This is a genomic window from Pseudomonas sp. W2I6 (assembly GCF_030815935.1).
In the GTDB taxonomy this organism is placed as follows: Bacteria; Pseudomonadota; Gammaproteobacteria; order Pseudomonadales; family Pseudomonadaceae; genus Aquipseudomonas.
Genome location: NZ_JAUSXJ010000001.1, coordinates 4,604,626 through 4,616,615, shown reverse-complemented (window position 1 = coordinate 4,616,615; position 11,990 = coordinate 4,604,626). Strand labels below are relative to the sequence as shown.

At 62.8% G+C, this 11,990-nt stretch carries 12 protein-coding genes; 6 read left to right on the top strand and 6 right to left on the bottom strand.

Features of this window, described 5'->3' with window-relative positions; all coding sequences use genetic code 11:
• Positions 1-28: 28 nt before the first annotated feature.
• Complete coding sequence (locus QF039_RS21220; RefSeq protein WP_307520527.1) at positions 29-871, top strand: LysR family transcriptional regulator; 843 nt, start codon at positions 29-31, stop codon at positions 869-871.
• 137 nt (positions 872-1,008) lie between these two features.
• Here the strand turns inward: QF039_RS21220 and QF039_RS21215 are convergent, their stop codons facing one another.
• Positions 1,009-1,863 (bottom strand): LysR family transcriptional regulator, encoded by an 855-nt coding sequence (locus QF039_RS21215; RefSeq protein WP_307520526.1) that lies wholly within the window; start codon positions 1,861-1,863, stop codon positions 1,009-1,011.
• An 89-nt stretch (positions 1,864-1,952) separates the two neighbouring features.
• On the opposite strand from QF039_RS21215, the gene QF039_RS21210 reads away from it, so the two are divergent.
• Positions 1,953-2,390 (top strand): multidrug/biocide efflux PACE transporter, encoded by a 438-nt coding sequence (locus QF039_RS21210; protein WP_087693157.1) that lies wholly within the window; start codon positions 1,953-1,955, stop codon positions 2,388-2,390.
• A 57-nt stretch (positions 2,391-2,447) separates the two neighbouring features.
• On the opposite strand, the gene QF039_RS21205 is transcribed toward QF039_RS21210, so the two are convergent.
• Both QF039_RS21205 and QF039_RS21200 read right to left on the bottom strand, forming a co-directional pair.
• Positions 2,448-3,356 (bottom strand): LysR family transcriptional regulator, encoded by a 909-nt coding sequence (locus QF039_RS21205; protein ID WP_003211434.1) that lies wholly within the window; start codon positions 3,354-3,356, stop codon positions 2,448-2,450.
• Between the two features lie 57 nt (positions 3,357-3,413).
• The gene (locus QF039_RS21200) at positions 3,414-4,172 is read right to left on the bottom strand and encodes an SDR family NAD(P)-dependent oxidoreductase (RefSeq protein ID WP_307520520.1); all 759 of its coding nucleotides are present in this window, start codon (positions 4,170-4,172) and stop codon (positions 3,414-3,416) included.
• 111 nt (positions 4,173-4,283) lie between these two features.
• On the opposite strand from QF039_RS21200, the gene QF039_RS21195 reads away from it, so the two are divergent.
• Positions 4,284-5,255 carry a LysR family transcriptional regulator gene (locus QF039_RS21195; RefSeq protein ID WP_177048382.1) on the top strand — a complete coding sequence of 324 codons (972 nt, stop codon included), beginning with the start codon at positions 4,284-4,286 and terminating at the stop codon, positions 5,253-5,255.
• Here QF039_RS21195 and QF039_RS21190 read toward each other — a convergent pair.
• Positions 5,176-6,093, bottom strand: coding sequence for a LysR family transcriptional regulator (locus QF039_RS21190; RefSeq protein ID WP_177019369.1), 918 nt, complete (start codon positions 6,091-6,093; stop codon positions 5,176-5,178). The two genes, QF039_RS21195 and QF039_RS21190, sit on opposite strands and share 80 nt — an antisense overlap.
• A 231-nt stretch (positions 6,094-6,324) precedes the next feature.
• Between QF039_RS21190 and QF039_RS21185 the strand changes: the two genes are divergently transcribed.
• From QF039_RS21185 to QF039_RS21175, 3 genes are all read left to right on the top strand, one after another.
• A complete protein-coding gene (locus QF039_RS21185) occupies positions 6,325-7,083 on the top strand; it encodes a 5-oxoprolinase subunit PxpA (protein WP_003211441.1) in 759 nt (252 codons plus the stop codon).
• Between the two features lie 76 nt (positions 7,084-7,159).
• On the top strand, positions 7,160-8,038 hold the full coding sequence (locus tag QF039_RS21180) for an allophanate hydrolase subunit 1 (protein WP_008432967.1): 879 nt from the start codon (positions 7,160-7,162) through the stop codon (positions 8,036-8,038).
• Positions 8,035-9,009 (top strand): biotin-dependent carboxyltransferase family protein, encoded by a 975-nt coding sequence (locus QF039_RS21175; RefSeq protein ID WP_307520515.1) that lies wholly within the window; start codon positions 8,035-8,037, stop codon positions 9,007-9,009. The genes QF039_RS21180 and QF039_RS21175 overlap by 4 nt, the downstream gene beginning before the upstream one ends.
• A 105-nt stretch (positions 9,010-9,114) precedes the next feature.
• On the opposite strand, the gene QF039_RS21170 is transcribed toward QF039_RS21175, so the two are convergent.
• Both QF039_RS21170 and QF039_RS21165 read right to left on the bottom strand, forming a co-directional pair.
• Complete coding sequence (locus tag QF039_RS21170; RefSeq protein WP_307520513.1) at positions 9,115-10,731, bottom strand: inorganic phosphate transporter; 1,617 nt, start codon at positions 10,729-10,731, stop codon at positions 9,115-9,117.
• Positions 10,732-10,947: 216 nt separating this feature from the next.
• A complete protein-coding gene (locus tag QF039_RS21165) occupies positions 10,948-11,970 on the bottom strand; it encodes a transporter (RefSeq protein ID WP_307520511.1) in 1,023 nt (340 codons plus the stop codon).
• Positions 11,971-11,990 lie beyond the last annotated feature (20 nt).

Genomic DNA, 11,990 nt, shown 5'->3' with positions numbered 1-11,990 from the left:
ATTCCTCTGTCTGTCATCGGTATTAACTATGGATGTGCGTCATCTCAAGGCGTTTCTCGCGGTATTCGAGGAACGCAATATCACCGCCGCCGCCCAGCGCCTGTTCATCAGCCAGCCGACGTTGTCGGTGACTATCAAGCAACTGGAAGAAGAACTGGGCGTGGCGCTGTTTCTGCGCCAGCCTCGTGGGGTCGAGGTCAGTGACGAGGCGCGGGTGCTGTACCCGCAAGCCCGGCGCATGGTGGCCGAGGCCGATGCGTTGAGCCGACTGTTTCGCGGGCGCGAAAACCGCATCGCCCTGGAACTGGGTGTGGAAGGCGATATTGCCGACAGCCAGATAGAAACCTTCCTGCGCATGGCGCACCAGGGCCTGCCGGGTTTGCTGCTGACCTTGCAGGAAGGCTGCGAAGGAGAAGGGCGCCTGGCGGTAGAGGAAATGTGCTGCGAGGACGAATTATTCCTGCCGCTTTGGGAAGAGTCCTACGTGATGGCACTGCCGATTGCGCACCCGATGGCGGCGGGCGGCAAGGAGCAGGCCTGGGCGCCGATCGAAGACTGGATCACCTGCCCGCAGCATGATTCCCACCAACGGCTGATGGCCTTGTACGGCCGTTCGCCCCAGGCGGTGGCCGGGCATGCCGGTTCGTTGACCCAGGCATTGCACATGGTGGCGGCCGGTGTGGGCGTGGCGATGTTGCCGCAGTCGCTGGCGGCGGAGCGGGCCGGAGTGGTGATTCGCCCCTGGCACCTGCCGGCACCCACGCTACGGGTGGGCTTGTGCTTTGCCGCCCAGGCCCTGGAGTTGCCGGCGTTGCGGGCCTTGCATGAGTATTTCCAGAACAACCGCCCGCCGCAGATTGAAGCCGCCTGACGGCGCCTTTGAATTCACCGCAAATTCAATGTGGGAGCTGGCTTGCCTGCGATAGCGGTGGTGACTGACACACCGCTATCGCAGGCAAGCCAGCTCCCACATTTGATCTTCATCGTTGCGAATAGTGTGTTCCGCCGTTATTCCAGCATCTTGCCCAGCAGCCAACTGCCGGCCGGGCCGGGCGGATGCTGGCGTGACCACAACGCGTCCACCGCCACCGAGCGCGGCCAACTTCGGGCCTTGATTTCACACAGGTGGTCGCCGCCAAAGCGTTCCACCAGCCAGCGCGGCAGCGGCGCCCAGCCAAAGCCCAGCTGCGCCATTTCCATCAGCATCAGGTAACTGGGGGCCGACCACACACGCCCCAGGCCCCGGGTTTCATTCGGGTTGATGATGCTCGCCAGGCGCAGTTCGCGGTGTTGCTCCAGGGTTTGCTGATCGATGTCCTTAAGGTTTGCCAGCGGATGTCTGGGTGAGACAAACAGCGCGATTTCCGTGCGCTCTTCCACGGTGGTGCTGGTGAGGTCCGGCGGGTAAACCTCCTGCATCTCGATAAACGCAATCTGCGCCCGGCCACTTTGCACCAGGGCAATCAAGTCCTCGCATTCGGCGATCAGGCATTCCAGCTCCAGGTCCGGGTAGCGCTGCTCGAAGGCGCTGAGGGCGGTTTCGAAACGGTCCGACTGGTACGTATCGGACATCGCGATACTCAACTTCGGCTCCAACCCCTGGGACAACTGGCTGGCCGCCAACTCCAGGCGGCTGCTGGCTTCCAGCACCTGCTCGGCGCGTTGCAGCAGCACATGCCCGGCCGGGGTCAGCGTCGGCTTGCGGCTGCTGCGATCAAACAGCACCACATCCAGGTCAATCTCCAGGCTGGCCACCGCCGCGCTGACGGTGGACTGGCTCTTGCCCAGCTTGCGCGCCGCCGCTGAAAACGAACCGTGGGTCGCCGCCTGCACAAACGCCTGAAGCACTTCGTGGGATGCCATGACTATCGCCTTGATCGATGGTTACTGGTTATGAAGTATCGAGTCAAAGGGTAATGATGGCAACCATCGTCACTCACGGAGAACGGGTCATGACACCCACTAAGTCGATTACTGAACGCGTTTGGCAGGCCATTGGTTTTGAAGGTTTGGCCTTGTTGATCTGTACACCGCTGCTGGCGTGGATCATGGATAAACCGGCCCTGGAGATGGGCGTCGTGACCTTGGCCATCAGCCTTATGGCACTGGCCTGGAACGTGATTTTCAACGGCCTGTTCGACCGTCTCAAGGCGCGCCTGCAACTGTCCGGCGGGGTGTGGACCCGCGTGCTGCATGCGTTGATGTTTGAAGGCGGGCTGGTGGCGATCTGTGTGCCGTTGATTGCCTGGTGGCTGAACATCAGCCTGATGCAGGCGTTTATCCTCGACATCGGCGTGTTGCTGTTTTTCCTGCCATACACCTACGTGTATCACTGGGCGTATGACGCCGCGCGGGAGCGGATTATGCAGAAACGGATGCGCACCGCGTAGGAGTCCGGCTTGCCGGCGATGGCGATTTTGGATACGTCATCGCCGGCAAGCCAGCTCCTACAGGGGTTGTAGGGCGGCCACAAAATCGAGGAATGCCCGCACCTTGGCCGCCGGCAAATGCCGCGACGGGTAGAAGGCATACAACGGGAAACGCTCGTCGGGCCAGTCGGGAAACAACTCGATCAACGCGCCGGATTTCAGCGCCGGTGCCAGCCCAAGGTCGAGCATTTGCGCCACTGCATGGCCGTGTTCGCACACGCTGTACAAGGTCCCGGCATCGTTGACCACCAGCCGCCCGCTGGTGGCGATGTTGACCTGCTCGCCCGGCCGGTGGAATTCCCAGCCAAACGGCCGGCCGGTCTGGGAGTCGCGAAAGTCGATGCACACGTGCTGGCCGTCTTCCAGGTCCTTGGGGTGTGAAGGGCGACCATGCCGCTCGAGATAAGCTGGCGAGGCCAACGTCAGCACCCGCACTTCCATCAGCTTGCGGGCGATCAGCGAGGACGATTGCGGAATGCCAAAACGGATGGCCAGGTCAAAGCCATCCGCCACCAGGTCCCCGAGTTGATCCCGCGTGTGCAGGTCCAACTGCAGCTGCGGGTATTGGCTCATGAATTCACCCAGCACCGGCCCCAGCACCAGCCGCGAAAAGTACGGGTCGATGTTCACCCGCAACCGCCCGCGAACCGTCAGGGCGCTGTCGGCCGCCGAGCTGGCGGCTTCTTCCAGGCCGGCCAGCAGCGGGGCGATTTCCTGGTAGAAACGCCGACCTTCGTCGGTCAATTGCACCGAGCGGGTAGTGCGGTCGAACAGGCGGATGCCCAAGCGTTTTTCCAGCCGCGAAATAGCCCGGCTGACCCCCGAAGGCGTCATCTCCAGGCTGTCGGCGGCGCGGGCGAAACTGCCGCTGTCGACCACGGCGGCCAGTACGCCCATGCCGCCGGCCAGTCCAGGATCAAAACTCATGGGTGATTGCCTGTCAGGTATCCGAAAGCATTGATGCTAGCGGAGAATCCGAGCGCGTTACAGAAACATCCCGCCCGAGGCCTCGACCCGTTGCCCGGTGATCCAGTTGCTGCCGTCGGCCAGCAGGGTGGAAATCGCCCCGCCGATATCATCCGGCAAGCCTGCGCGACCGAGGGCGGTGTTGTTGGCGACCATCGCGTTCACGCCCGGATTGTCGCGCACCACGCCGCCGCTGAAGTCGGTGGCAATCGCGCCGGGGGCCAGGGTGTTGACGGTGATGCCACGGGCACCCAGTTCCTTGGCCTGGTAGCGGGTCAGCACTTCCACCGCGCCTTTCATCGAGGCGTAGGCCGAATAACCCGGCAGGCTGAAGCGCGCCAGGCCGCTGGAGATATTGATGATGCGGCCACCGTCACTGATCAGCGGCAGCAGTTTCTGGGTCAGGAAAAACGGGCCCTTGAAGTGGATCGCCACCAGTTGGTCGAACTGCGCTTCGGTGGTGTCGGCGAAGCTGGCGTGGGCGCCGATCCCGGCGTTGTTGATCAGGAAGTTGAAGTGCGCCTGGCCGAACACGTCCTTCAATACCGAGCCGACCTGGGCGGTGAACGCCTCGAAGGTGGAACTCTGGCTGACGTCCAGTTGCAGCATGGCCGCCTTGCCGCCCAGCGCTTCGACTTGGGCGACCACGGCCTGGGCTTCGTCCGCCGCGCTGTTATAGGTACCGATAATGTCGACGCCTTGTGCCGCCAGGTGCAGCGCAGCGCTTTTGCCCAGGCCGCGGCTGGCGCCGGTGATGAGTGCGATTTTACGGGTCATGGTGAAGTCCTCGAGCGTGTGATGGTTCGTGGGACTGAGTGTATTTGTCCGGCCATAACGTGATAAACAGAGCTATGCCGGAATCACTGGCCGGATAAGGCGAACAATCCCATGAACAAACTAGAGTTGCTGCGTACCTTCGTGCGCGTCACCGAACTGTCGAGTTTCACCCAGGCGGGCGAAAGCCTGGGCTTGCCGCGCTCCACGGTTTCCGAGCATGTGCAGGCACTGGAAGAGTTGCTGGGCGCGCGCCTGTTGCAGCGCACCACGCGCAAGGTCCAGGCGACCCAGGACGGGCGCGTGCTGTATGAGCGCAGCAAGGATTTGCTGTCGCACATGGAAGAGCTGGAAGGCTTGTTTCGCCAGGATGAAGCGCAGCTGGCGGGGCGCATTCGGGTGGACATGCCCAATGTCATGGCCCGGGAATTGATCCTGCCGCGCCTGCCCGAGTTCATGGACCTGCACCCGCTGATCGAGCTGGAAATCAGCAGCACCGACCGCCAGGTTGATTTGCTGGCGGAAGGTTTCGACTGCGTCTTGCGCGTCGGTGCGCAGCCGGACCAGTCGGTGGTAGCCCGCTTGTTGTGCAGCATGCCGATGATCAACTGCGCCAGTGCTGCGTACCTGAAGCGCCACGGCGTACCCAGGACGCTCGCTGATTTGGCTCACCATCAACTGGTGCATTACGTACGCCCGCTGGGCTCACGTTCCCCAGGGTTTGAATACGTACAAGGCAACAAGGTGCAGCGGATTCCCATGGCCGGGCGCGTCACGGTCAACAGCACCGACGCTTACCGGGCGGCGTGCATCGGTGGCTTTGGCCTGACCCAGGTGCCCGCCCTGGGCATTCACGATCAACTGGCCAGCGGCGAGTTGGTGGCGGTGCTGGCGGACTATCCGGCGCCGGCACTGGACGTGTCCCTGCTGTACGCCGGCCAACGGCATTTGCCGCTGCGGGTGCGGGTGTTCATGGATTGGCTGGCCGCCACCTTGCAGGCTGCTTTCAACGCCGGGCAGACAACTGCTGCGGCGCCAGGAATGCATCATGGAAGTAATCCCGAAACGCCTGCATCGCCGGAGTGAAATCGCGCTCGCGGTGCCAGGCCAGGCCGACGCTCATGGGCGTGACCTTGTCGGTGACGCTCACGGTTTCGATGCGTTTGCCTTCCAGTGACCACGGGCGATGCACCAGGTCTGACAAGATCGCCACGCCGCTGCCGTTGGCGACCATGCTGCGCACTGCCTCCACCGAACTGGTGCGCAGCCGCACCGTGGGGGTTTGCCCGGCCTGTTCCCAGTAGCGCATGGCGCTTTGTTCGGCTTCGTCGACGGTGAGGAAAATGTACGGCTCCCTGGCCACATCGGCGAGGCTCACGGCGGGGCGTTCGCACAACGGGTGATGGCTGGGCAGCCACAGGCGGCGTTCGGAGTTGAAGAGGATTTCCGAGACGATATCCGCGTGGGTGAGGTTGGCGGTGAGCACCACGGCCATGTCGAACTGGCCGTTAAGCAGGCCGTGTTCGATGGCCTGGCGTTCCTGTTCGAAGACCTCGATGGTCACGTCCGGGTGCCAGTGTTCCATGCGCTGCAAGTGGTGCGGCAGGAAGTAACCGAGCACGGTGTAGCTGGCGGCCACCCGCAATACGCCGCTGGCGCGGTAGTCCGGCAGCGGGCTGTTCAGGGCATCGTCGACGCTGCGCACAATCACATACGCCCGGTTGAGGAAATGCCGCCCGGCGTCGGTCAGGCTCATGCCCTGGGCCGAGCGCACGAATAGCTGCGCGCCGAGCATCGCTTCCAGCTCCTTGATCGCGGTGGTCACCGCCGATTGGGAGATGTTCAGGTGAATCGCCGCCTGGGAGATCTGGCCGATTTCGGCGGTGGCGACGAAGTAGCGGATTTGGCGCAGGGTCAGGGACATGGTTTCTCCGCTCGTTCCCACGCTCTGCGTGGGAACGCATCCTGTGACGCTCTGCGTCACGATTTTAAAGGCGGACGCCGAGCGTCCAGGGCGGCATTCCCACGCGGAGCGTAGGAACGATCAGTATCGGGTATCTGATTTTCAGAAGATTGGCCATCTGATAATAGATCTTCCCAAGGGGTCAAGGGGCAGCCTAATTTCCATCGCAAGAACTTCAACGGAGCGACCCCGATGCAGGCAGTGGATTTCAATTCGGACATGGGCGAAGGCTTCGGCCCCTGGACCATCGGCGATGGCGTCGACAGTGAACTGATGGCCTACATCAGCTCGGCCAACATCGCCACCGGCTTTCACGCCGGCGACCCGGGCACCATGCGCCGTACCGTCGAACGCGCCAAGCAGTTGGGCGTGGCGATTGGCGCGCACCCGGGTTTTCGCGACCTCGTAGGTTTCGGCCGACGCCATATCAACGCCCCGGCCCAGGAGCTGGTGGACGACATGCTCTATCAACTCGGCGCCCTGCGGGAAATCGCCCGGGTGCAGGGCCTCACGCTGCAACACATCAAGCCCCACGGCGCGCTGTATATGCACCTGGCGCGGGATGAAGAAGCGGCGCGGTTGCTGGTGGAAAACCTGCAACGGCTGGAGCCCACGCTGCTGCTGTATTGCATGCCGAATTCGGTGATCTGGCGTATCGCCAAGGAACTCGGCCAGCCGGTGGTGCGGGAGTTTTATGCCGACCGTGAGTACGATCTCACCGGCTCCATCGTGTTTACCCGCAATGTGCGGGCGCTGGATCCGGCGACGGTTGCGGCGCGCGTACTACGGGCTTGCCAGACCGGGCTGGTACGTACGGTGGAAGGCGAAGACCTGTTTATCGAATTCGATTCCATCTGCCTGCACAGCGACACCCCCGGCGCCCTTGAACTGGTGGAAGCCACCCGTGAAGCGCTGGATCAGGCGGGCATCGAAGTGCGCACACCCCGCTGACCGACACCGGTGCCCAGACACCGGGTCTGATTGATTTTTTGCCTGCCTTTCTACAATGATTCCAAGAGGAACAGACATGGCTGAATCTTCCCCGATCCGCTACAGCTTTGGCGGTGATGAACACCTGTTTGCCGAGGTCAGCGAGAGCATGTCCCTGGAGGCTTTCTTCAAGGGCATGGCCGTCACCCGTGCGGTGGAGCGCCTGGCCCTGGACGGTGTGCTGGACGTCTGCCTGGCAAATGCCTCGTTCCAGATTCGTTTCGACCCGGACCGCATCGCGCCCCACGTGCTGCTCGACGCGGTACAAAGCGCAGAAGCCCAGGCCGTGGCCGAACGTACCTTGCACACCCGCATCATCGAAATCCCGGTGCTGTACAACGACCCCTGGACCCATGAAACCCTGATGCGCTTTCGCGACCGTCATCAGGACCCGACCGGCACCGACCTGGAATACGCAGCGCGGATCAACGGCCTGGCGGATGTGGACGCGTTTATCGCGGCCCACAGTGGCGCGCCGTGGTTTGTCTCGATGGTGGGGTTTGTGGCGGGCTTGCCGTTCATGTTCCAGATGGTGGAGCGCGAGCGGCAGTTGCAGGTGCCCAAGTACCTGCGCCCACGCACCGACACGCCGAAATTGACCCTCGGCCATGGCGGCTGCTTTGGCTGTATCTATTCGGTACGCGGCGCCGGCGGTTACCAGATGTTCGGCGTCACCCCGGCGCCGATCTACGACCCGCAACAGCAACTGGCTTACCTGAAAGAGCACATGGTGTTCTTCCGCCCCGGCGACATCGTGCAGTTCAAACCCATGGACCGCGACGCCTATGACCTGGCCGTGGCAGAAGTGGACGCAGGGCGCTTCGACCTGCGCATCCGCCCGGTGGAGTTTTCCCTCGACGCCTTTCTCGCCGACCCCATCGGCTACCCGAAAACCTTGCAGGAGGCGCTGGCATGATCAAGGTACTCAAACCCGGCCTCGCCACCTCCGTGCAGGATCTTGGCCGCGAAGGTTATTACCACCTCGGCATCCCGCCATCCGGCGCCCTGGACCAATACGCGTTGAGCGCGGCCAACCACCTGGTGGGCAACCCCATCGGCGCTGCCGGGCTGGAATGCACGTTGATCGGGCCGGAGCTGGAGTTTCAGCAGGATGCCCTGGTGGCGTTGTGCGGGGCGCTGATGTCGCCGCGCCTGGACGGCGTAGTGGTGCATCAGGACACCGCGTTTGAAGTGCGGGCCGGGCAAGTGCTGCGCTTTGAATTTCCCAGGGCCGGCGCGCGGACTTACCTGGCGGTGGCCGGTGGCATTGATGTGCCGCTGGTATTGGGCAGCCGGTCCACTTACACCCTGGGTGCGTTGGGCGGGTTTCACGGGCGGCGGCTGGTGGAGGGTGATGAACTGCCCGTGGGCGAAGCCAGCGGCAAAGGCCGGGCGGGGAACAGTTTGCCCATGGCGTTGCGCCAATCGGTGGGTGGGGACGTGACCCTGCGGGTGGTGCCGGGGCTGTACTACGAGCGCCTGACGCCCGCCGCCAAAAGCAGCTTTTTTGCCGAGCCCTGGACGGTGGGGTCGGAGGCCGACCGCATCGGCTATCGCTTCAAGGGCGGCAATGCCTTGAGCTTTCAGCCACGCGAACAGCCGTTTGGCGCCGGGTCCGATCCGTCGAACATCGTCGACAGTTGCTACCCCATCGGTTCGATCCAGGTGCCGGCGGGCCTGGAGCCGATCGTGCTGCACCGGGACGCGGTGTCGGGCGGGGGCTACGCGATGATTGGCACGGTGATCAGTGCCGACCTGGATCTGATCGGGCAGATGCAACCGAACCAGCGGGCGGGGTTTGTGGCGGTGACGCTGGAGGAAGCGTTGGAGGCGCGGCGGGTGTACAAGAAGCGGTTGAAGCTGATGGGTGGGTTGTTTAATACCTGAGAACGCCGCCGAACCCCTGTGGGAGCTGGCTTGCCTGCGATAGCGGTGTATCAGTCACCACCGCTATCGCAGGCAAGCCCGCTCCCACATTTTTATCGGGTTGTGTCAGAACAATTTGGTAAATAGCCAGTACAGGCTGCCCGACAACAGAATCGCCGCCGGCAAGGTCAGCACCCAGGCCATCAGCAAGTTGCGGATGGTCTTCATCTGCAAGCCACCGCCGTTCGCCACCATGGTCCCGGCCACACCCGACGACAACACATGGGTGGTGGACACCGGCAAGCCATACATGTCTGCCGCGCCGATGGTCAGCATCGCCACCATCTCGGCGGATGCGCCCTGGGCGTAGGTCAGGTGAGTCTTGCCGATCTTCTCGCCCACGGTCACCACGATACGTTTCCAGCCGACCATGGTGCCGAGCCCGAGGGCGATGGCCACGGCGATCTTGACCCACAGCGGGATAAACCGTGTGGCGTTGTCGATCTGTTGCTTGAACAGTTGCAGCTTGTTCTGGGTGTCGGCGTCGAAGTTGCCGACCTTGCCCTTGTCCATCAGGCGGATGGTTTCGCTGGTCAGGTACATGTCGTTACGCACGTTGCCCACGGCCTCGGCCGGTACGGCGGCGAGGGAGCCGTAGCTCTTCACTTCCTCACCGATATGCCCGGTGATGGCCGCCAGGGCGGGCACCAGTTCCGGGGTGGCTTCCTTGGTGCGTACGTAGGTCGACAAGGTGCCGCGAGAGTCGGCGGGGGCCAGTTGCGGCGCCGCTTTTACCAGGGCGGCCTGGGTGACTTCGGCCACCGCGGCAAACTGCAACGACTCACCGGCCGGCATGGTGCGGTTCAACGCGTAGGCCATCGGTAGGGTGCCCACCAGGATCAACATGATCAGGCCCATGCCCTTCTGGCCATCGTTGGAACCATGGGCGAACGACACACCGGTGCAGGTGGCGATCAGCATGCCGCGAATCCACCAAGGCGGCGGGGTATCGCCTTTCGGCGCTTTGTACAGCGAGCGATTTTTCACGAAGGCCCGCAGCGCCAGCAACAGCAGGGCAGCGAAGGCGAAGCCGATCAGCGGCGACAGCAGCAGCGCATAACCGATCTTGATCGCCTGGCCCCAGTCCACACCGCTGGTGCCGTCGCGGCCATGCATCAGTGCGTTGGCCACGCCCACGCCGATGATCGAGCCGATCAAGGTGTGGGACGACGACGCCGGCAACCCCAGCCACCAGGTGCCGAGGTTCCACAGGATCGCGGCGATCAACAGCGCGAAGATCATCGCAAAGCCGGCGGAGGAGCCCACCTGCAAAATCAGCTCTACCGGCAGCAGGGCGATGATGCCGAACGCCACCGCGCCGCTGGATAGCAGCACGCCGAGGAAGTTGAAAAAGCCCGACCACACCACCGCGAAATGCGGTGGCAATGAGTTGGTGTAAATCACCGTGGCCACCGCGTTGGCGGTGTCGTGGAAGCCGTTGACGAACTCGAAGCCCAGGGCGATCAACAGCGCCACGCCCAGCAGCAGGAACGGCGTCCAGGTGGTGACCACCGTGCCCAGCTCGTGCATGTCGTGCATCAGGCTGTAGGCGGTGAACAACAGGCCCATGGCGAGTACGGCGAAGAAAATGATCACCGTCACCAGGCCCGGTTTTTTGTCCAGGCGCGGTTTGGGATCGTTGGTGACGGAGGCGGTGGAGGCGGTCAGCGAAGGGGTTGCCATGCCGGAACATCCAGTGTTGAGGGAGGATATCCGTCATGATCGTTGCAGAATGTTACAGAGATGCTGCGGTAAATCAGTGTTTAGGGAATTGAAGTTGCCGCCGGTCTATAAAACACCGCCGATAAAATGTGGGAGCTGGCTTGCCTGCGATAGCGGTGTATCAGTCACCATCGCTATCGCAGGCAAGCCAGCTCCCACACTTGATCGCATTTCAAATCAATAATCCTTGCGCTTGCGAAATGCCCAGCGTCCGGCAATCAGGGTGATTGTCGCCACCAGCGCCACCAGAATCCAGAAGCCTTCCGGGTCTGTGGAGAGCGGCACGCCACCAACGTTCATGCCAAAAAAACCGGCAATGATGTTGATCGGCAACGCCAGCACCGTGACCACGGTCAGGGTGAACAACGTGCGGTTGCTCTGTTCGTTGAGGTTGGCGGCGATCTCTTCCTGCAGCAGCTTGATGCGCTCACCCAACGCCATCAGGTCGTTGATGATCAGCGCAAACTCCTCGGTGGATTTGCGCAGCTCTTTCACGTCTTCCTTCTGCAACCACTGGGGCGGGCGATTGAGCAGCCGCAGCAACGAGCCCGGCTCCAGCGCCAGCAACCGTTGCAGGCGCACCAGCACCCGGCGCGCGGCACCCAGTTCGGCGCGGTTGGTGGACAGGCGTGACGACAGCAACTGGTCCTCGATCTGGTCGACGCTGAGGCTGGTCTTGCGCACGATCTGTGTCAGCACCTCGCCCTGGTCCCGCAGCAAATGCACCAGCAGTTCCAGCGGCGAGCGAAAGTGTTCACCGGCCTTCACCGACGAGCGCAGCTTGTCCACCGAATGCAGCGGTTGCAGGCGCGCGCTGATCAGCAGCCGGCTGCGGGCGCACACCCACAAGGTGGAAATGTCTGAAGACACCATGCTGCTGAAGTTGAAGACCACGTCGTTGACCACCGCCAGCAAGGCCGAGTCCACGTGTTCGATGCGGGTGGAGCGTGAGCCTTCGTGCAAGGCTTCGAAGAATTCTTCCGGCAGGTTCAGGTGCGCCTGCATCCAGCGCTCACAGGCGGCGTGGGCCAGGTTCAAATGCAGCCACAGAAATTCGTCGGGGTCTCCGGGCTGCTGCAAGGCCGCAAGGGCAGTGGCTGAATCAATCTGTTCGCCCTTTTCACCGGGGCGGAAACGAAAACCGTAGAGCAAGCCAAACAGGTCGGAGTCCTGGTGGCTGTGGTCGATGCTGTGGTTCATGGAGGCTCGCAGGGAAAGTG